Source organism: Vibrio antiquarius, assembly GCF_000024825.1.
GTDB classification, from domain to species: Bacteria; Pseudomonadota; Gammaproteobacteria; order Enterobacterales; family Vibrionaceae; genus Vibrio; species Vibrio diabolicus.
Genome location: NC_013456.1, coordinates 243577 through 265145, shown reverse-complemented (window position 1 = coordinate 265145; position 21569 = coordinate 243577). Strand labels below are relative to the sequence as shown.

General features: G+C 46.2%; 18 protein-coding genes. 5 read left to right on the top strand and 13 right to left on the bottom strand.

The annotated features are described in order from the left end of the window. Window positions 1–59 precede the first annotated feature (59 nt). The 5 genes from VEA_RS01295 to envZ all read left to right on the top strand — a co-directional run bounded on the left by VEA_RS01295 (window position 60) and on the right by envZ (window position 5294). On the top strand, window positions 60–1940 hold the full coding sequence (locus tag VEA_RS01295) for an ATP-dependent zinc protease family protein (protein WP_006741799.1): 1881 nt from the start codon (window positions 60–62) through the stop codon (window positions 1938–1940). Window positions 1941–2057: 117 nt separating this feature from the next. Further along, complete coding sequence (greB, locus tag VEA_RS01290) at window positions 2058–2549, top strand: transcription elongation factor GreB (RefSeq protein ID WP_005394962.1); 492 nt, start codon at window positions 2058–2060, stop codon at window positions 2547–2549. Between the two features lie 105 nt (window positions 2550–2654). Continuing rightward, the gene (locus VEA_RS01285) at window positions 2655–3050 is read left to right on the top strand and encodes a DUF1090 domain-containing protein (protein WP_005394961.1); all 396 of its coding nucleotides are present in this window, start codon (window positions 2655–2657) and stop codon (window positions 3048–3050) included. A gap of 129 nt (window positions 3051–3179) precedes the next feature. Further along, complete coding sequence (gene ompR / locus VEA_RS01280; RefSeq protein WP_005394960.1) at window positions 3180–3899, top strand: osmolarity response regulator transcription factor OmpR; 720 nt, start codon at window positions 3180–3182, stop codon at window positions 3897–3899. A gap of 102 nt (window positions 3900–4001) precedes the next feature. Continuing rightward, window positions 4002–5294, top strand: a complete 1293-nt coding sequence (gene envZ / locus VEA_RS01275) for a two-component system sensor histidine kinase EnvZ (RefSeq protein ID WP_012841214.1) — start codon at window positions 4002–4004, stop codon at window positions 5292–5294. Window positions 5295–5367: 73 nt separating this feature from the next. On the opposite strand, the gene VEA_RS01270 is transcribed toward envZ, so the two are convergent. From VEA_RS01270 to VEA_RS01210, 13 genes are all read right to left on the bottom strand, one after another. Continuing rightward, window positions 5368–6756, bottom strand: a complete 1389-nt coding sequence (locus VEA_RS01270; protein WP_006741803.1) for a uracil-xanthine permease family protein — start codon at window positions 6754–6756, stop codon at window positions 5368–5370. A 233-nt stretch (window positions 6757–6989) separates the two neighbouring features. Continuing rightward, the gene (recG, locus tag VEA_RS01265; RefSeq protein WP_006741804.1) at window positions 6990–9071 is read right to left on the bottom strand and encodes an ATP-dependent DNA helicase RecG; all 2082 of its coding nucleotides are present in this window, start codon (window positions 9069–9071) and stop codon (window positions 6990–6992) included. A 253-nt stretch (window positions 9072–9324) separates the two neighbouring features. After that, window positions 9325–10008: a tRNA (guanosine(18)-2'-O)-methyltransferase TrmH gene (gene trmH, locus VEA_RS01260; RefSeq protein WP_012841211.1), complete on the bottom strand. Its 684-nt coding sequence runs from the start codon at window positions 10006–10008 to the stop codon at window positions 9325–9327. 52 nt (window positions 10009–10060) lie between these two features. Beyond that, entirely contained in the window at window positions 10061–12181 is a 2121-nt protein-coding gene (spoT, locus tag VEA_RS01255) for a bifunctional GTP diphosphokinase/guanosine-3',5'-bis pyrophosphate 3'-pyrophosphohydrolase (RefSeq protein ID WP_005394948.1), read from the bottom strand. Between the two features lie 39 nt (window positions 12182–12220). Further along, the gene (rpoZ, locus tag VEA_RS01250; RefSeq protein WP_005379346.1) at window positions 12221–12493 is read right to left on the bottom strand and encodes a DNA-directed RNA polymerase subunit omega; all 273 of its coding nucleotides are present in this window, start codon (window positions 12491–12493) and stop codon (window positions 12221–12223) included. Between the two features lie 181 nt (window positions 12494–12674). Then, entirely contained in the window at window positions 12675–13298 is a 624-nt protein-coding gene (gmk, locus tag VEA_RS01245; RefSeq protein ID WP_005394946.1) for a guanylate kinase, read from the bottom strand. A gap of 285 nt (window positions 13299–13583) precedes the next feature. Then, window positions 13584–14807, bottom strand: a complete 1224-nt coding sequence (locus VEA_RS01240; RefSeq protein WP_006741808.1) for a tetratricopeptide repeat protein — start codon at window positions 14805–14807, stop codon at window positions 13584–13586. 9 nt (window positions 14808–14816) lie between these two features. Next, window positions 14817–15449 carry an energy transducer TonB gene (locus tag VEA_RS01235; RefSeq protein WP_006741809.1) on the bottom strand — a complete coding sequence of 211 codons (633 nt, stop codon included), beginning with the start codon at window positions 15447–15449 and terminating at the stop codon, window positions 14817–14819. 4 nt (window positions 15450–15453) lie between these two features. Then, window positions 15454–15861, bottom strand: coding sequence for an ExbD/TolR family protein (locus tag VEA_RS01230; protein ID WP_005379359.1), 408 nt, complete (start codon window positions 15859–15861; stop codon window positions 15454–15456). Between the two features lie 25 nt (window positions 15862–15886). Continuing rightward, window positions 15887–16414, bottom strand: a complete 528-nt coding sequence (locus VEA_RS01225) for a MotA/TolQ/ExbB proton channel family protein (protein ID WP_005379363.1) — start codon at window positions 16412–16414, stop codon at window positions 15887–15889. Between the two features lie 9 nt (window positions 16415–16423). Beyond that, window positions 16424–17785: a MotA/TolQ/ExbB proton channel family protein gene (locus VEA_RS01220; protein ID WP_006741811.1), complete on the bottom strand. Its 1362-nt coding sequence runs from the start codon at window positions 17783–17785 to the stop codon at window positions 16424–16426. A 3-nt stretch (window positions 17786–17788) separates the two neighbouring features. Further along, window positions 17789–18553 carry a DUF3450 domain-containing protein gene (locus VEA_RS01215; protein WP_006741812.1) on the bottom strand — a complete coding sequence of 255 codons (765 nt, stop codon included), beginning with the start codon at window positions 18551–18553 and terminating at the stop codon, window positions 17789–17791. 65 nt (window positions 18554–18618) lie between these two features. Beyond that, window positions 18619–21219, bottom strand: coding sequence for a TonB-dependent receptor plug domain-containing protein (locus tag VEA_RS01210; protein ID WP_006741813.1), 2601 nt, complete (start codon window positions 21217–21219; stop codon window positions 18619–18621). Between the last annotated feature and the right edge of the window lie 350 nt (window positions 21220–21569).

Below are 21569 nucleotides of genomic sequence, written 5' to 3'. Positions count from 1 at the left end.
CTAACCTATATCCACGGTTATTGATATAACTAAATGTACCTCGGCTTATACGGATAATCATGATGAAAAAAATGTCTTTGGCGTTAGCGCTTACGAGTGCCTTACTTGTCGCCCCGCTTAGTTGGGCGCAATCCATATCAGCAACCACACAAGACCCTGTATATCAGCTTGATGACAAGTTGGTGCTTGGACGAGTGGAGAGCGTTTACTACAGTGATATTCCAGAGCTAAAAGCGGTACCATTTATTGGCAAGATTGATACTGGTGCTGACACCACGTCTATGCATGCAGAGAACATCCATGTCAGTAGCTCTCATCCTGACTACCAGAACTTGAAAGACAACGAGTTGTTGTGGGCGATTGTCGATGATTTAGGTGGGACGAAGGCGAAGTGGGATGCCGATACTTTTAAACCATATCAAGTGAAGGTGAGCTTTACGGTTCCTCATCCTTACACAGGAAAAGAAATACAGATTACCGATGATCTGGAGCGAGTGAGCGCTATTCGTAGTCGAACAAGCAAAAAGCCTATTTTACGCCCGACGATAAAAATGCCGATGACGATTGCAGGCCACACCGTTGATACAGAAGTGAACCTGACCAAGCGCACGCAATTCTCTTCTCCTATCTTGATTGGTAAAACCTATCTCGATAACAATGCGTGGGTATTCGCTGGCTACGACTATCTTCAAGAGCAACCAAGCGCAAAAATGATCGGAAAAAAAGAGACGGTTGAAGTCGAAGGCGTGCCATACAAGATCAGCATCTCAACCACCAGCCGCTACACCAACGTTCACGCACTGGATATCAAGGTTGATAAAAAGAACAATGAAGTTTCTTTCACGCTAGAAGGTGAAAACGGCAAGCGCCACCCAATGACGTTACCTTTGGTACGCATGCTGAAAACCACCAAGAGCGAGCGTCCGTTGGTCTACTTACCAGTGAAAATCGACGAAAACGAAACTCAACGTTGGTTAGTCTATTTGCGTGACCGCAGTAAGTTCAGTTCACAAATTCGCTTGGGTCAGGATGTCGCGAGCCAACACTTTGTGATTGATACCGACAGAGAAAACCTATTGGGCGGTGTTGAAAAAACGTTCAAGAGCGCACTCAAGTCAAAGCCCCTCGTGATTTCACCGGAAGAACAAGTCACCATTGATGGTTATACCGTTCTTGCTTACCCCACGTTTACGGTGAAAACGCCATTATTGCGTGTAAATGGCTTTGAAGTAACAGAAAAAGGTAAGGATGAATCCGTCACGTTTTATTTAATGAACGATGAGGGTAAAGAAGAAAAAATTACCAAGCCTGTGGTGAAAAAACTCAAAGTGGGTAGCACTGTGCGTCCCGTTGTTGATGGCGATTTCCTTTTCGGTAGCAAAGAGACATCAATGGAATTTGCACTCGATGTGCTAGATGAAGACGAGACGCAACCATTTTTCGTTTTTGGTCATGACATCGCCAAAGGCGGTGTGCTGCTGAATACTCGCGCCGACCATTTACTAGAGGCAAGACCGCTTTTCAAAGCCGGTCATATCGAAGTGGCTGAAGTGGAAGGGATGTCTTTCCCTGTTAAATTGGACACTGGTGCTGACGTGAGCTCGATTAATGCCAAGGACATCAAGCGCTTTCAAAAAGACGGTAAAGATATGGTGAGCTTTACTTATGAAAACGATCTAGGCATGACCAAGGCGTTTACCCGTGAGGTGGTGGATGTCATGCGTATAACGGCCAAAAAAGGAGAAAAGGCCAACGAACGGCCGGTAGTAGAAATGCACGTTAAACTTGGCGAGTTAGAGAAGAAGATCCGAGTCAATTTGCAAGACCGAGGTCGCTTCCATTACAGCATGATTTTAGGTAAAAACTTCCTAAAACATGGCGCGGTTGTTTCGAGTGATACGAATTACATCGTGACGCAAAAACCAGATTACGAAAAGTAGCACTCTGGCCGCCTTATTATCTTGATACCCAAAGCCCGAACGAAGCCAGTGCTTTGGGTATATCATCTCCTTAATGCTGCTCAAGAGCGGCATTTTTTAGTTGAGATAGGAGTTAACTTGAAAACTAAGCTGATTACCCGTGAAGGTTATAACAAACTCAAACAAGAGCATGATTACCTTTGGAATGAAAAGCGTCCTGAAATCACCAAAATCGTCACTTGGGCGGCGAGCCTGGGCGATCGCTCAGAAAATGCGGATTACACCTTCAACAAACGTCTGCTTCGTCAGATCGATCGTCGTGTTCGATTTCTTCGCAAGTTTCTGCCTGAAGTCACGATCGTTGACTATTCTCCGCAGCAAGAAGGCAAAGTCTTTTTTGGTGCTTGGGTTGAAATAGAAAATGAGGCTGGAGAGGTGAAGAAGTTCCGCATTGTTGGGCCTGAAGAGATTTATGGAGATGCGAAAGACTACATCTCTATCGATTCACCTATGGCGCGAGCGATGTTGAAAAAACAAGTGGATGAAGAATTCACGGTGCGAACCCCAGAAGGTGAAAAAGAGTGGTTCATTAACTCGATTGAATACAACAAACCAGCCTTGGAAGACTGAGGCTTTATCACCGGTTCAAGTCTCTTGAAGTTCACTGGAAGTGACTTGAGTCTCAACGTCAGCTTATTGAATACAAAGGCATGTTGCCTTTCTCGGAGAAGTAAAATGAACAAAGCAGTCATGTGTAGCGCTGCACTAACAATAGGATTCTCACTCTCAGTGTTTGCTCAAGATGAAGTGAAAGGCTGTGACGCCAAAGAGTTAGCGGTAGAACAGCAGCTTGAGTATGCGAAAGCACAAGGTAATGAACATCGAATTAAAGGCTTAGAACAGGCACTTACCGCTATCCAGAATGAATGTTCGGAAGGTGAACTGCGTCAAGAACTGCAAGCGGAAGTGGACGAAAAGGCGCGAGACGTTGAGGAGCGTGAGCAAGAACTAGCGGAAGCGCAGCGCTCAGGGAAAGCAGACAAAATCGAGAAAAAACGTCACAAATTGGCAGAAGCACAACAAGAGTTACTTGAGGCCAAACGTGAACTGGAATGGAATTATGGCCAATAGTAGGTGCTGAAAATACCTGCTAGAGAGAAAATAAAGCGCTTAAGATAAAAAGAGTAACAATTTGCTTGAGCACGTTAGGAAAAACAGTGATACATTTTCGACAATAGATGCTTCTGAAAGGATGTTTCAATGCAAGAAAATCATAAAATTTTAGTGGTTGATGACGATGCTCGTTTACGTGCTCTATTGGAGCGTTACCTTTCTGAGCAAGGTTTTCAGGTCCGAAGTGTCGCCAATGGCGAACAGATGGATCGCCTACTAACGCGCGAAAACTTTCACTTAATGGTGCTGGACCTAATGTTACCAGGTGAAGACGGTTTGTCGATTTGTCGTCGTCTACGCCACGCGAACAACATGCTGCCAATCTTAATGCTCACCGCGAAAGGTGATGAAGTGGACCGCATTGTGGGTCTGGAAGTGGGGGCGGATGATTATTTGCCAAAACCATTTAACCCACGTGAATTACTCGCTCGCATTAAAGCCGTACTACGCCGTCAAACCGTAGAGTTGCCGGGCGCGCCAAGTACCGAAGAAAAAGTAGTGGAGTTTGGTGAGTTCCGACTCAATCTAGGCACTCGCGAGATGTTCCGCGGTGACGAGGCAATGCCACTGACCTCAGGAGAGTTTGCTGTCCTGAAAGCGCTCGTGACGAATGCGCGAGAGCCGATGTCACGAGACAAATTGATGAACATGGCACGTGGCCGTGAATATTCTGCGATGGAACGTTCTATTGACGTGCAAATCTCACGTTTGCGTCGCATGTTAGAAGACGATCCGAGCAAGCCACGCTACATTCAAACCGTGTGGGGGTTAGGTTACGTTTTCGTCCCAGACGGCAAAGAGGTGTAATCTCCTCACTCCATAGCCAGCACTTGGCTATAGCAACTTCAGCCTTCAAGTCCTTCCCTTAGAAGGCTGAAATTTCGCGATTAGGACCACCAGGAACGTTCCATGCGCATCCGAAGTTCACTGACACAATCTATTCTGCTGTTCATCTCTTTGCTCCTCGCTAGCCAAGTTTTCTCTTACTACGCCGTTTTTAACTACGCGTTGATGCCGAGTTTGCAGCAGTTCAATAAAATTCTCGCCCATGAGCTCAATTTGGTGCTTGATGATGAAGGGCCATTAAAATCTGATGCACCGCTGAGACGTCAATTATTAGAAAGGTTGGGGGTGACGGTTCACAGCCTCGACAGCGATAAAGCGGTTGAATTTCATCATGCGATGTCGATTGATTTGATGTCTGAAGAAATGAGCCAAGAGCTAGGTTCGCCCACCGAAGTGCGCTTATTGCTTGGCGATGAAAGTTACATCTTGTGGATGCACATCGAAAAGTTGCCAAACTCCATCATTCGTATTCCTTTATCTGAGCTGCAAGAAGAAGATTTTGCACCGCTGTTTCGTAACAGCTTGATTATGGCGCTGCTGATCATTGCTGGTGGTTGGTTGTTTATTCGTTTACAAAACCGCCCTCTTTTGGCTTTAGAGAGAGCCGCGAAAGATGTCGGTCGAGGTGAAATCCCGCCACCGTTGGCAGAAAAAGGCGCATCGGAGATTCGCTCTGTAACCCGAGCGTTTAATCAAATGTCCAAAGGCATTCAGGAGCTCGAAGAAGATCGCGCCCTATTAATGGCGGGGATTAGCCATGACTTGCGAACACCGCTGACGCGCATTCGCTTAGCGACAGAAATGATGTCTCCCGAGGACAGCTACCTTGCTGAAGGGATCATTAGCGATACAGAAGAGTGTAATGAGATCATTAGTCAGTTTATGGACTACCTCAAACCGGTGAACAAAGAATCGTTTGAACCTGTGGATATCAGTACGATTGCCAGTGATGTCGCCAGTTCGGAAGGTGGTTATGAGGCTGAAATTGAAACGGATCTTAATCCTAACCTGCCACCAGCCAAAGGAAGCGCCATTGCGATTAAACGGGCGATCAGTAATTTAGTTGTGAATGCGCTACGTTATGGCAATGGCTGGGTCAAAATCAGCACTGGTGTGACAGCAGATAAGCAGCTAGTGTGGATTTCAGTAGAGGACAACGGGCCGGGTATCGAGCATTCTCAAATCGCGAGGTTATTTGAACCCTTTACGCGTGGTGATACAGCTCGCGGCAGTGAAGGTACAGGGCTTGGGCTGGCGATAGTGAAGCGTATAATCAGCCAGCACTCAGGCTCTGTGGTGATGCGTAATCGCAGTGAAGGCGGTTTAATCGCTCAAATCAGCTTTCCTACCAAGTAAGTCGGTGACTGTACCATTTAGAACAAAAAGCCCAACCTAAACAGGTTGGGCTTTGCTTTTCTCTACAATCTTATTAAGACTCTTTCACTTCTTGAGGAAGTTCATCTTCGTCTTCCAGTTTCTCTGGCAGAAGTAGGTTTAAAATGATCGCTGTGATACCACCTGCAGCAACGCCAGTGGAGAAAATACTCTTAATAAATTCTGGCATGAATTGCAGAATCTCTGGTTTTTGCGCGATACCAAGCCCCATTGAGAAGGATAAGGCCATGATCAGAATTGCGCGGCGATCGAGCTCAACACGAGAGATAATACGCACACCAGCGGCAGCAATCGTACCAAACATGACAATCGTTGCGCCACCAAGTACTGGCTCAGGAATCAGCTGAACAAAGCTAGCGACACCAGGAAACAAGCCAAGAATCACTAACATGCCAGAAATAAAGTAACCCACGTAACGGCTCGCAACCCCTGTTAGCATGATGATGCCGTTATTCTGGCTAAAGGTGGAGTTCGGGAAACTGTTAAACACGGCTGCGATTGCAGAGTTTAAGCCGTCTGCTAGTACACCCCCCTTAATGCGTTTCATGTACACTGGGCCTTTGACTGGCTCGCCAGACACTTCGGATGTGGCGGTAATATCGCCGATGGCTTCTAGTGCGGTAATAAAGAAAATCAGCACCAGCGGAATGAACAGAGACCAGTCAAACGATAAGCCATATTGCATTGGTACCGGTAGTGCTACAAGCTCGGTTGTGCCTAGCTGAGAAGTATCTACCATCCCCATAAAATACGCCATGATGTAGCCTACTAGCATCGCAATCACAATCGAAGCCACACGGATGTATGGGTTTTTAGAGCGGTTTAATATCACAATTAAGCCAAGTACCGTTCCTGCGAGCGCAAGTTTGTCTAAGCTGCCGAATGTGCCTTCATTTAATGCTGCGTAGCCACCGCCCATTGATACTAAGCCGACCTGAATCAGTGTGAGACCGATAAGAGTGACGACAATGCCTGAAACGAGCGGAGTGATAATGCGACGAGCATGCTCTAATACGCGAGATAGGAAAATTTCTGCAAATGATGCGACTAAAATCGTACCAAAAATGGCTGCCATCATGGTGCTGATGCCTGCTCCACCTGCTTTCAGCGATAGGCCTGCACCTATAATAGGACCTAAAAAGTTAAAGCTGGTGCCTTGAACAGAGAGTAAACCAGAGCCAATTGGGCCAAAGGTGCGAATTTGAATAAACGAAGACACGCCTGACGCAAATAAAGACATGCTGATGATGGTATTCGTTTGGTCTGCTGGTACACCCAAAGACTGACAGATGATCAGTGACGGAGTGATAACCGCGACGAACATCGCCAATAAGTGCTGAAGTGCGGCAAAAATGGTTTGAGGCAAAGGTGGTCGATCATTGAGTTGATAGACCAGTTCCGAAGATCGGTTTGAAGTTGTCATTGTTTGTCTCGCTAGTCGCAATATATTCCCAGATCTCGCTGAATGGGAGAGCAGGGTGGAGTTGACGTCGTTACCTGTGATTGCTGTTAATCAGAGTCAACTCAGGTTGGTGGAGTGTGATGCAACACACTTAAAAATTTGTGCGCGATTATAGAGAGATTTACCTAAAAAGCAAACGATTGCTTTGGTTTTTAGCGTATTAAAAAACGAGCCATTTGGCTCGCTTTCAATCATTACGCTTTGGAGTAAATATCCCGCTCACCCAACCAGCGATCGATAATCGCTGTTGCATTAGTCGGGTAATTGTCATGAATATGACGCGCAATACGCTGAACTTCGGGAATCAGACGTTGATCTCGAACTAAGTCTGCGATTTTGAAATCAGCAAGACCAGTCTGTTTTGTACCCAATAGTTCGCCTGGACCACGAATCTCTAGGTCTTTCTGTGCAATGACGAAGCCATCGTTACTTTCACGTAGTACTCCGAGACGTTTTTGCGCGGTTTTTGACAGTGGAGAGTGGTACAGCAGCACACAATGGCTAGCAACGGAGCCTCGGCCCACGCGACCTCTTAGCTGGTGTAATTGTGCCAAACCAAGACGTTCGGGGTTCTCGATGATCATCAAGCTAGAGTTTGGCACATCCACGCCAACTTCAATCACTGTTGTTGCGACCAGCAAATGCAGTTTATTGTCTTTGAAATCTTGCATCACCGCTTGTTTCTCTGCCGGCTTCATTCGGCCGTGTACTAGACCAATTTTTACGTCCGGTAGCTTACGTTGAAGCTCTTCAGCGGTATCAGCCGCGGCTTGTGCTTCTAATACTTCCGACTCATCAATCAGAGTACACACCCAATATGCCTGCTTACCTTCGTTTAAACAGGCATTTCGGACACGCTCGACGATGTCGTCACGTTTTGTGTCAGGAATGGCGACGGTTTGAATCGGCGTTCGACCCGGAGGCAGTTCGTCAATCACGGAAGTTTCCAGGTCAGCGTATGCAGTCATCGCTAACGTGCGAGGAATAGGCGTTGCCGTCATGATCAACTGATGTGGGTAGGCGCCTTGTTTTGCGCCTTTTTCACGTAACTCTAATCGCTGATGGACACCGAAGCGGTGCTGTTCATCAATGATGACCAAAGCAAGGTGATGAAATTCAACGTGCTCTTGGAATAGCGCGTGAGTACCCACTACCATTTGTGCTTCACCACTGGCAATGCGAGCCAGCTCGGCTTCCTTTGCCTTACCTTTGAGTTTGCCCGCTAACCAACCGACTTGAATGTCCATTGTTTCAAACCAGTTGGCGAAGTTGATCGCGTGTTGCTCAGCCAATAGTTCGGTTGGTGCCATGAGTGCCACCTGATAGCCGTGCTCAATGGCACGAACGGCGGCCAGAGCGGCAACCAACGTCTTCCCCGATCCCACATCACCTTGCACTAGGCGCATCATTGGGTGGGGTTTTTCTAAATCGGTTTCAATCTCTTGTACTACTCGGGTTTGAGCGTTCGTAGGAGAGAAAGGCAGTTGGGCTAAAAGCTGCATTTTTAGTTTATTGCAAGGACCGAGAGGTAACGCTGAATCCTTCTGGCCTTTGCTACGCACCGCCAGCATCGATAAGTTTTGTGCGAGCAACTCTTCCATGATCAAGCGGATTTGAGCAGGATGTTTGCCTTCGTCAAACTCATCTAAATTAATGGTTGGTGGTGGGCGATGAATGGTGTGCAGCGCTTGCGACATCGTGATTTGATGGTTATACAGCCCGGCTGGAAGTAATTCCTGCACTGCGGTTTTATCAAGCAGCGCTAAAGCTTGTTCGGTAAGGTTGCGCAATGTGATTTGGCGTAAACCATCTGTAGTGGGATAAACAGGGGTTAAGCTCTGTTCTACATCGGGCTTTTGCTCGCTGACGTAAAACTTGTAGTCAGGATGAACAATTTCCAAGCCCACGCCACCGCGCTTAATTTCACCGTAAGCATGTACTAACTTACCTTGCGTGAAATTGTTCTTCATGGCTGCGGTAAAGTTGAAAAAGCGTAGCGTGATAGTGCCATTACCGTCGCTGATTTTTACCGTTAGCATTTTGCGCTTACCGAAGATGGTGTCGACAGCCATGACCTTGCCTTGCACGGCCGCCCAAAGGCCGGCATGCAGTTTAGCAATAGGATAAATACGGGTACGATCTTCGTAGCGCAGTGGAAGATGAAACAGCAAATCTTGAACGCTATGTAAGCCAACTTTGGCGAGTTTTTCTGCGACTTTCGCGCCAACCCCAGAAAGGGAGGTTAATGGGACGGCAGATAACATTTGGGCGGACATAGAGGGCTCAAGAAAATGGTTAACATAGCAGTATGTTAACCATGGAGCTGTGTTTTTGTACAGGAAAAAATAGTCATGCTTTAGTTAGTGTCATGATTTGACTGATAACCTATCATTCCGAGGAGCTTTAGCGACATCAGGATTCTATTTCCAACAAGTATGTCGCTGAAGTTAACACTACCAGCATCTGTATACTCCAGAATTAGATCTTGAATCACGCCCCTTCGCCGCTGTTCAGGATGACGAAAGTCTGTTACTTGCTTTGCATCTCTTGCCACCACGCGTCATCGGCGATGATTTGACCTTCTTCATCGAGTGGTGGGTAAACGAGCCCTTTTCGTTTCGCGACCTTTGCCAGCACTGGGTGACCACGTTCAAAGAGAATACGGTTGATTGTCTCTTTAGGCAGAGCGCTTTCTTCTCGGTCGTACATGCCTGCGGCTTCACGTTGACGTTGCGCTTCATACAAAATTACAGCACTGGCAACCGATACGTTTAGTGACTGCACCATGCCTATCATCGGGATAATTATGTCTTGATCGGCAAGTTGTTTGGCTTGATCTGAAGCGCCAACTTTTTCACTGCCTAAAATGATGGCAGTTGGTTTGGTGTAGTCGATTTCGCGAAAATCGACGGCGGTGTCTGAAAGATTAGTCACCAAAACCTGCATACCTTGCGCTTTGAGCTCGGTAATCGCAGTTTCAATTGAATCGTGAGTATCAACTTCAACCCAGTTACGCGCGCCAGCTGAGGTATGGCTCAGCGTACGCATTTTGTCAGGCCAAATGGCATGAACTTTGTGTAAACCTGTCGCGTCAGCGGTACGGATCACGGCAGAGACGTTGTTTGGCTTATGTACTTCTTCGAGACAAAGTGTCAGATCAGTTTGGCGAGTTTTTAGGACTTGGTGAATGCGGTTGTAACGTTCTAGGTTCATATTTATTGAGGTATAAAAAATCGCCACCTAACAGGGTAGGTGGCGATAGAGGTTAGTTCTTTCTGCGTCTGACTCGGGTTGCTTGAGGCATTGCCTTAATCTTACGCATGATACCAGCAAGGTGGACGCGATCTTTCGTCGTCAACAGCACAGTCACAGTGTACAAACGACCATCACGTTCTTCCGTTGAAAGACCATGAATGTTTGACCCTGTTTTCGAGATCACGTTGGTCAGTTCTGCAAGAGCACCTTGGTTGTTAAGCATGTCGACTTTAAGTTCAGCAATGAACTCTTTATCGTAGTCGTCAGACCAAGCGACAGCCATATAACGGTCTGGCTCTTTCTGATAACCGCGAACATTTGGACATGTTTCTCGGTGAACAACCAAACCACGACCAGGCGATACGTGAGCAATAATGTGATCATCTGGGATAGGATGACAACAATTTGCAAACGTCAGCAATAAGCCTTCTGCGCCACGAATCGGAAGCTTCTTCTTCGAGTCCGTTGGGATTGAGCTTGTTGTCGTGAGTTCTTCGGTGTCACCAAGGAGACGACGTGCGATCACAATGCTCATCAACTCACCCAATCCAATAGCAGCCAATAAATCATCGATGCTTTCTAGGCGAAGATCATTCAAGACTTCTTGGATATTTTCTGGATAGATTGAATCAATCGAGTGGCGGCCAAGTGCGTGATTAAGTAGGCGACGACCTAAAGTAATCGACTCTTCACGACGCATCGTTTTCAGTACTTGACGAATCTTAGTGCGGGCACGAGAAGTCACGACATAGTTTAGCCATGCCGCATTCGGACGCGCACCTGGGGCACTGATAATTTCCACCGTCTGACCGTTTTTCAATGCCTTACTCAATGGGTAAGGGTTACGATCAACACGAGCACCAACACAAGAGTTGCCTACATCGGTATGTACGGCATAGGCAAAGTCGACAGCCGTTGCGCCTAAAGGCAATTCAACGATACGACCTTTTGGTGTGAAGACGTAAATCTCATCTGGGAAAAGATCGGATTTTACGTTTTCAATGAATTCGAATGAGTTACCCGCGCTTTGTTGTAGCTCTAACAGGCTTTGCATCCAACGCTGAGCTTTCACTTGCGCAGTGGTGCCAGACTTGTCGCCTTTGTCTTTGTAAGACCAGTGTGCCGCGACACCTTTGTCCGCCATTTGATCCATATCTTCAGTACGGATCTGAACTTCAACAGGTACGCCATGTGGGCCAACCATGGAAGTGTGTAGCGATTGGTAGCCGTTCGCCTTTGGTACCGCGATGTAATCTTTCATGCGACCAGGACGTGGCTTATACAAGCTGTGTACTTGGCCTAAAACGCGATAACAAGTATCAGCGGTATCAACAACGACTCGGAACGCATAGATATCCATGATGGTGTGAAAGCGCTGTTCTTTGGTTTTCATCTTGTTATAGATAGAGAACAGGTTTTTCTCACGACCAACGACGCGAGCATTCAAGCCGAAATCTTGCAGACGGCCTTCTATTTCGCTGTGGATGCGTTGGATCATCTCTTTACGATTGCCGCGTGCCGCTTTTACCACTTCTTTTAGTACGCGGTAGCGGTTGGGATATAGCGCTTCAAAGCCCAGCTCTTCGAGTTCGGTTTTGATATTGTGAATACCAAGACGATGAGCGAGTGGCGCGTAAATCTCTAACGTTTCACGAGCAATACGACGCTTTTTATCTGGTCGAAGCGCGCCAAGCGTACGCATGTTGTGCGTGCGGTCAGCCAGTTTGATCAGAATGACGCGGATATCTTGCACCATGGCCAGAACCATCTTACGAAAGTTCTCAGCCTGAGCCTCTTTCCTATCGCGGAATTTGAGTTTGTCCAGTTTAGATACACCATCAACCAATTCTGCGACAGTGTTGCCGAATTTCTCTTCGAGATCTTCTTTAGTTACATCACAGTCTTCAATGACGTCATGCAGCAAAGCAGCTTGGAGGGTTTCGATATCAAGGCGCATTTCGGCCAAGATACGAGCCACAGCGACAGGGTGGATGATGTATGGTTCACCGCTAGAGCGGGTTTGCCCTTCATGGGCATCTCTCGCTACCACATAAGATTGACGCAGAGCCTCAATCTGAGGCTCTGTTAGGTATTCTTGGGCAACGTCTTTGAGGCTATCGAATAGATACAAATTATAGGCCCGGGAGGTTGTTGAATTCTAAAGTCAGAATTAACGGTTGTGAGCGATGCTGCTTACTGCCGCTAGCTCTGCCGCTTCTTGCTCTTGCTGTTCTTGACGTTCACGAGCGTCTAGAACTTCTTTAGTAATTAAACCTTCTTCGATTTCGCGTAGAGCGATAACCGTTGGCTTATCGTTCTCTTCTGGCACTAGTGCATCTTTACCGCCAGTTTGCATTTGACGAGCGCGGCGAGCCGCAATCAGTACTAGGTCGAAACGGTTGCCAACTTTTTCAACAGCGTCTTGAACAGTTACGCGTGCCATGAGGACTCCAAATAGTTAACTAAAATTTTAGAATGACGAGAAAGTATACAACCTAACTACTTTATTTACTAGCAATTAGACAAGCCACCGTTTGTGGACTTTCTCAGGTAGTTTATTGTGTTTTTCGCACTGAGCAAAAAACGAGAAATTCTTTATGTTTTACAGCGTGACTTTTTTGAAGTTACTCTGCTAACAACGCGTCAAGCATACCTTTATATTTAGCAGCTTGCTTTTCTTCCTTCAATCTCTCTGCACGCAAGATGGCTTTAAAGTCCATCAAAGCGGTATCAAAATCGTCGTTTACGATCACGTAGTCGTATTCGCTGTAATGAGAGATTTCTGACTTGGCTTCAGCCATACGTTTTGCGATCACTTCATCGCTATCTTGACCACGAGTGTTCAAGCGACGCTCTAGCTCACCGTTTGATGGTGGCAGGATGAAGATGCTTTTGGCTTCAGGCATTTGCTCACGGATTTGACGTGCGCCTTGCCAGTCGATATCTAGAAAAACGTCGATACCTTTATTTAGCGTTTCTTCAATCCACACACGAGAGGTGCCGTAATAATTACCAAACACTTCAGCGTATTCTAGGAAATCACCTTTAGCGATCAGCGCTTCAAACTCATCTTTCGCTACAAAATGGTAGTGGACACCATTTTCTTCACCAGGTCGCATGTTACGCGTGGTATGAGACACAGACACTTTCATTGCGTAGGTTGGATTGCGTTCCAACATCGCTGAGATCAAGCTAGATTTACCTGCGCCGCTAGGTGCAGATACGATATAGAGAGTACCTTTGCCCATTGTACTGTTCCACTTTTGATTGGATTGATTGAGTGCCGAAGGAAAGTCCGACATTCTTATAACGATAGCACTGGCAATGATAGATCAACCACCAAAGGGATGGATATTGGTGATAATCCCGCCAGAAAAATGGAGGCGAAGAGTATCATGATCTCTATTTTGTTACCAGTTGATCTTTTCGTCTTACTTAAATGTTGAAAAAAGCTCGCATGCGCAAAAACAAACGAAAAAAGGGGAAGCTTTCACTTCCCCAGGCGTGCGACTGACTCACACTTAATCTTCAAATTATCCTTGGGATTCTAGGAAATTTATCCAAGGGCTAACGGTAGACCTAAATTTTGGCGATTGAGCCGCGCCTTTCATTGCCTGTAAGGCCTTTTGTGGCTGCTTAAGCTCGAAATAGGCCATTCCGCGAATGTATTCAAGTTCTGCCTTTTGCTCTTTAGAGGCATTCGATGCTGCGTTTTCTACAAAGCGAGTCGCTTCAGAATACTGCTTGTCTTGTACCATTAAGCGAGCAATCTGAATTTGCGTTTTAGCAGAAGGAGCGATGTTATATGACTTTTTATAAGCGAGAATCGATTTATCTAGCTCTTTAGCTTGCTGCCAGAAGCTGGCCAAGCGATCATAGTTTTCCTTCGTCTTTTCAATGTTTCCAGATGCCATCTCCTTCTCAAGAGTTTTGGCCGCTTTATATGGAATACCTTGGTAAGCTAAGAAGTTTACAAAACGTAAGTACTCTTTCTCTCCTTCCAGTTTCCCCATTTTGTAAACCATTTCTAAGGTTGCTAAAGAGTTTTGCTCTTGACCCAACTCCATATAAACGCCAGAAAGTTGCATCCAGTAACGCTTTTTCTGAGGGTACTTTGAAGTAAGGGTTTTAAGCACACTGGCAACGCTTTTCAGCTGGCCTAACTCGTAGTGAGAGGCAACGAGAATTAAGTACCAAGACTCACTTGGGCTCTTGCTCATCGCAATTGCTTTTTTGGTTGGTGGGATTGCATTTCTGTAATCTTCCAACTGGACATAAGCGCTTGCTAACGTGATATAAGCATGAGCTTGAGGTTTTTCTTTGGTTGTTTCTGCTACCTTGAACCATTCCTTCATCGTTTTTACAGACAACGTGTACTTCTCTTCAGCTAGGTAAAGCTGAGCTAAGCTGTAGCGAACTTGTTGAGCGACTGGAACGGGAAGCGCATCGAGCTTTAATGCTTCTGCAAAGTATTTCGCGGCTTGCACATAATTATCTTGTAGCGAATACAAAAAGCCCGTTTGCTGAAGTAAAACTGCCCGGTCGTATTTTTTCGAACTTGTGCTTTCTAAAGCGCTTGTTAGTTTTTCTTTCGCTGCTGAATATTTTTCAGTTGCGATCAACTCTTGCACTTTGTTGACGGTTCGAAATGTCCGATCTGATAACTGAGGAGCTTCTTTTGCCATCGTAGGAGCGGCAAATGCCACTCCTGCGAAGAGAATTAAAGAAGCCACTTTGCTTTTCCATAAACTTTTCATCGTGACTCCTTAATTGGTTGAGAACTCTATTTCTTGCGATAGGCGCGAGCTAACAGGTTTTCCGTCAACCAATTTTGGTTTAAATGTCCATTTAGAGACTGTTTTTCTTGCCGCTCGACCGAGGCCTAAGCGTCGTGGTTGCTCTTTAAGAACTTTGATGTCCTCTACGGCACCACGTGCGTTTACAGTAAACTCTAGTAAGACAACCCCTTTTTCAATTCCTGCTTTCGCAGCCTTTCTAGGCATTTGAGGCTGGAATGTTGCAAGAGGGGTCGGACCTCCGCTACCCGCTAATTGTGCACCTCCACCCTGGCTATAATGTCCAAGCACCGAGCCACCTGTAACATTTACGGGTAGGTCAAGTTTTGGCATGTCCATTGGGGTCTGCTCCATCACCGGTTTTACTGTCGCTGTCACTTTCATTTCTGGTGGCGGCGGCGGACGCTTAGGTGGTGGTGGTTTTGGAAGTTCGCGTTTTTTCTCCTGTATTTTTTCTTCTGGTTTAATGCGAATAAACTCGACCATACGTAGGTCATCATTCGACACTAACTCGTGGCGCTCTTTGTTTACTAGCTTGTCCATCCCCCAGAACAACCCGAGGGAGACAATGAGCGCCAGTGCAATTGAGGCCAGATACCGCATAAGCTTAATCCTTATTGGTTGCGGCAATGGAGATGCTTTCTACACCTGCCATTTTGATCTGGTCCATAACCTTCACGACTACGCCAGCATTTGCTTCAGTGTCGGCTTGGATAACAACTGCGCCATCAGGACTTTCTGCACGAAGACGTTCAATATTCGCGCGAACCGCGTCCACTTCGATGCGGCGTTTATCAACCCAAACATCACCCGCCGCACCAACTGCGACCATGATGTTACCTTTCTTAACGGTTTGCGCTGAGCTTGCCGTCGGACGGTTTACTTCCAGACCTGCTTCTTTTACGAACGATGTTGTTACGATAAAGAAGATCAACATGATAAATACGATGTCGAGCATCGGTGTCATATCGATAGCGGTTTCATCACTGCTATCACTGCTATAGCGTCTTTTCATGACCTATACCTCTAATTCCATTTACTCAGGCAATATGCTTTAGCTTATCTTCCAGCTTTTGCGTTGTGACTTTGGCTAAATGATCAAGACGTGAACTAAAGAACAGTCCTGATAGAGAAGCCACCATCCCGGCTAAAGTTGGGATTGTTGCCTTTGAGATCCCCGAGGCCATTGCTCGAGGGCTTCCTGTTCCTGTTACCGCTAAGATGTCGAATACTTGGATCATGCCGACAACGGTGCCGAGTAGACCCAGTAGGGGACAAAGTGCAATCAATACTTTCACGATTGGTAGTCCCTTTTTATTCTCAATGTCCTGACGAGAAACGATTTCTTGTCGGATCATCTTAGCGTTCCAACTTTGATGCTCTGAGCGCCCTTGCCATGAGCCAACGGCTTTTTTCATGGCTTTTGGAGCGACGGCAGCAAAATAGAACCAACGTTCTAACAATACTGCCCACAGCATAAAGCTGAGGATGAAGATGGCGACGAGTACATCGCCACCCATTCCCAAGAAGCGCCTAATTGATTCAAGTTCTCCAACTAACCACCACATAACGCCTCCTTAGCTTTCGGCTTTATGCAGTTTTTCCTGATAGCGAGCGATGAAGCCTGCACTCTGTTCTTCAAGAGTTTGAACCAAACGACGACCTTTGCTGTGTACGATGGTGTAAAGGAACAGCAATGGAATTGCGACAACCAGACCTAGCATAGTGGTAACAAGAGCTTCAGAAATACCGCCAGCCATCAGTTTAGGATCGCCGGTACCGAACAGAGTAATGGCTTGGAATGTGCCGATCATACCCATTACCGTACCCAGTAGGCCAAGTAGAGGAGCTACAGAAGCAAAAAGCTTGATTGAGCTGATGAAGCGCTCAATGCTTGGAGCATTACGTAGAATGATTTCGTCCAGCTTCGCTTCCAGATCTTCAAGGTTGTCACCTTTGTGCTCTTGGTAAGCTTGGATAACTTCACCCAATGGGTTGCCAGGAATCACGGTTTCTGATTTCGCTTGCTTACGCATTTTACCGCCAATCACTTGAAGGCGTAGGAAGCAAACAAGAGCAATGATAGCGCCAACTGCACCCATACCAAGGATGACGTAACCTACAATGCCACCTTGATCAATACGTTCTTGAACGGTAGGGCTTTGTACAAGTAGAGACAGAATTACACCACGGGATGGGTCAATAAACAGTGGCTCATAGCTGTTTGACGCTGACTCAAATCCTGCAACATGACGTGTAATATTGGTGCGAGGCTGTCGAGAGAGTTCTTCGAACTTACCTGTTTGAGGTACATAAGTAACGTACTTACCATCGGCAATCGCGTTAAATTCACCGACAAGAGTGACATCGCGAACCGCTTCTTTACCTTCGCCATAAACAACCGTTGCTTGGGTTGTTGCAGTTTCGCCAGAAGCAACCACTTGTTGGAGAATGGTATGCCAGAAAGCTTCTAGCTCTTGTGTTGACGGCAGTTCTTTACTTTCAGCCAGTTTCGTTAGTAGAGCGTCACGCTCTGGGAACTGAACAGCGTTTTGAGAGGCTGCAAATAAGCCCTTAAACTCTCCCGCATACTGGCGGACCACACCAAACATTTCGCCCAAAGTACCAGAGCGAACACGTAGGGTTTCTGTTAGTTCAGTTAGCTGCTTATCGTTTTCATCAAATGTTGTTTTAAGTTGATCGCCCAGTGCTTGCTGCGCAGCTAACTCTTCGCGAGCTTGTTGCAATAATGCCGCTTGCTTATCGCGATTGTTCTTGAACTCAGCTTCACGGGCTTTGTTCTCTTTCGACTCAACGATGCTTTCTGATTTTACGTTTTTAAGTAGTTCAGATAAGTTTTTAGGCGCTTCTGCTTGTACGCCAGAAACCATAAATAAGCTCGCTAGTAGGCCAGCGGCTAGAGTTTTGAATCCTTTCATCTCTTATTCCTCCCCAGCAAATACAGGCAGTTTGATTAGCGCTGGTGGCGCTTGCTTCTTCGCGATACGAAGGCCTTGCTGTACCGCGATGCGGTAGCTTTCTGGTAATGTTTCCCATTGACGTGTTTGTTGGTTCCACATACCTGTCTCACCACCGTCTGGAGATTGGAATAGAAGTGCTGTGCGACCAATACGTAGGAAATCGTAAGTCACGATTTCACCATTTCGGTCTAGGCTAGCTTTGTAAGATTCGATTGAGCGAGAGAAGCCTTCTTCAATTTGGTACGCTTCCATTACTTTACGGAATTTTTCTGAAGTTGTTACGTCGGCGCGATCCATGAGACGACGCAGTTCTTGAACTCGCTTATTACGCTCTTTTTTCTGGAAAGGCAGATCGAGAGTCACAAATTCGTCGAGTGCATCGATCATTTTTAATGTAAGTGGCACCACTTCTGTTGCCGTTTGATCGATTTGAGCAATTTGGTTATTTAATGAGTCCAACTCGCCTTGCTGCGATTGAACCATACGGTTAATTTGCTCGTTGTAGACTTTCATACTGTCGATTTGACGAAGTAAGCCTTTGTATTCTGCCAACATGCCTTCAGTGCTTTCGGCATAGTTGTCGATTTTTTGTTGCGAAGCTTCTGAAGATTGATTTGCTTTTGCTTGTGTGGAAACGACAGCACCAGAGTTGGCCGCTACAGAGCTACTACTGATAGTAAGCAATGCTGCAGCTATGGCACTGAGACCAAATTCCTTGAATTTCATGGTTGCATCCTTGTCAGTGTTTTAGTCAGTCGAAAAGGGCGCGGAAAACCCGCGCCAAATATTTTTTAGAAGTCGTATGATGCCTCGATGTAAAGCTGACGGCCGATTGGATCGTCATATCCAGTTGCATAGAATGGAGAGGTATCATTTAGAGGATCGGCAGGCGGTACCTTGTCAAACATGTTGATAGCACCAAGAGTTACACGGCCACTCTCGTTGAATTGGTAAGAAGCCGTTAGGTTCCATGTTGTCATGCTAGCGATTTCTGCTTTGTAACCAGCTTTCTTAGCAGAGTCACAGTCATCAAAGTAGTAACGGTTCGCATAGCTTGAACACATACGGTCACGGTATTTACCAAATAGGTTGATAGCGACATCTTCGTATGCCCAGCCAAGGTTTAACGTTGCGGTATATTCAGGCATGAAATCTCTTTCATCCGTTACTGGCTCACTGTCGTTTTCTTGATATTCAGCAATCAAGATCTTAGTTACAGCTACGCGCGTATTGAATGAACCGAACTCATTAGTGTCGTAAGCATATTTCACAGCAAGGTCAACACCAGAACGCTCTTCATATGACTGGTTGACTGGGCCGTAAGATACGGACTTGATTGTACCGTCTGTATTACGAACTACTTCTGTGCCTGGGTATTTACCTGGATCGTTAATTACGTCTTGGTAAGTTGGTGCTGTTACGACGTCTTCCATCTTGATGTGGTACCAGTCAACGGTTACGCCAAGGTCATCCACAGGTTCCCACGCTAGACCCAAGTTAATGTTTGTACTTGTTTCTTCTTTCAGCTCAGAGTTAGGGCCGTTAAGCGTATCGAAGTATTGAGTATCACACTCTGGGTACTTATCTTTATCTTGTGGGCCGCTACCACCAGCGTTGGCACAAAGCACAGGGTCAAAACCAGAACCAAAGCCTCGAGTTTGATCGCCAAATAGTCGTTTCAAGTCAGGAGCTCGGAAACCTAGACCGTAGCTACCACGAAGCAATAGAGTGTCAGTAGGACGGTATGCTAGTGCTACTTTAGGAGTGAAGGCTCCGCCTGTTGCCGAGTCGTCGAAGTAGTGGTCATAACGACCAGCGACTCTCATTTCCAAATCTTCAATGATAGGAATTAGGGCTTCGACACCAAGACCAATCTGATCACGGTCACCGCCACCTGATGTTCCGCCTAGACCAGAGAAACCACCAGCTGCTGTTGTCGCATCAATCGTTTCATTGTAGTCAGTACGGTTCCATTCACCATAAACAGCAACGCCAGACATACCAGCAGGCAGTTCAACCAAATCACCGGCCAGTGAGCCGTTAACAGAGTAAAGCTTTGAGTAGGCTTCTTTGCTTGATGTGCCGCTGTATTTGTTTACAACGTCTTGAGAGATAGGCCCTAGAAGATCGACATCGCCATTTTGTACGGCTTGATCAAGAGTTAGGTAGATTGCTGGGTTGCTTGTTTCAACGCTTTGCTCTGAGTAACCAGCTGATAGGTCCCAATCATACGTATCAGCAAGCAGGCCGTTCAAGCCTAAGGTTAAGCCAAAAGAATCGGCTTCAGTGTTACTTTCGCGTGGGCCAAATTCGACCATACGGCGAGTGTATTCACCTTCGCCGCGGAAGTGAGTGGCATCAACTTCGACACTGTATGGGTTAGGTTCGAATTCAGATTCTGTAGACTTATAGCCAAAGCGCGCTTCTGCCATGGCAGTAACATTATCGTTAATGTCCATTTCACCGCGTAAAAGCAGGTCTACTTGTTTGTTCTCTGGTTTCAACGTTCGGTATGCAGAGCGGTTAACACCACACTTGCCATCCGCTCGTTCAATAGCGGCATCACCAACGACTTCTTTACATGAAGAACCAGCATCAGCGGGTGTTAGAAGTGTTCCGTTTGCGCCTTCAAAGTTTGCACCGTAGCTAGAGTAACCACTTAGCTGAGAACGGCTTGAACCGTCATCGCCAGCCCAATCATCTCGGTCAGATTGTTTAAGCATTTCGTTGCCCGCAAATTGGCCAACGAAGAGAATACGTTTATCGTCAAAATCTTTACCTGCAACAACGTCTAAACGGCCATTTTGGTAGCCACCATCTGTTGCGTCACCCGCACGTACTTTTACAGAAACGCCATCAAAGTCTTTCTTTAAAATGAAGTTTACGACACCGCCGATCGCGTCGGAGCCGTAGATAGCGGAACCTGAATCAGTCATTACTTCAACACGCTCGATAGCGGCAACAGGGATTTGACCAATGTCTTGGAAGTTAGATGTGCCATCTTGAGCCAGTGGGTATTGAGGAAGGCGACGACCATCGATAAGAATCAATGTGCGTGAAGCGCCAAGACCACGTAAGTTGACTGACTGTGCTGCAGGTGTGAATGAGAAAGAGTTCGTTTGAGCCATTACACCACCGGTGTTTTGAGTCAAACTGTTCAACACGTCTTGCGCGCTGTTAAAACCTTTAGATTCAATATCTTTACTATTAATAACAGTAACTGGTGAAGGACCTTCCATATCCGTCGTGGAGATACGCGAACCAGTAACTTTCATCTTTTGAAGTTTTTCAACTTGTTGCTCTTCTGCCAGTGCTGTTGCTGGGGCTACGACTGCTGCTGTCCCCAACGCAAGGCTTATCGCAACAGATAAAGCGGTTGTGTTTTTATACATCCTTGTTGCTCCGATTATTATTATTTCCTATGTCTGGCCGCATAGCGGCCAATTGTGACGTTAATATTTCGTTAACGTTCGGCCAATGTATAACCGAGATGAAAAAAGGAAGTCAAACCAGTGGTAAACGGGGATGCTTAAATGTAAAAAAGATGTAAATAACCAGGGTTGGTTTAAAAAGCGGAATAAAAAACTAAATAGCCTTACCAAGGCGACATCAAATTTCAATAAAACACCGTATTTTGTGTTTCTTATAAACTTTAATGACTTATCTTGCCTATGGTTTTTTAGTGGGTAATTGAATCTGAAAAAAGATATTTTTCCAGTGAATTGTTCTGAGATGAGTTTTA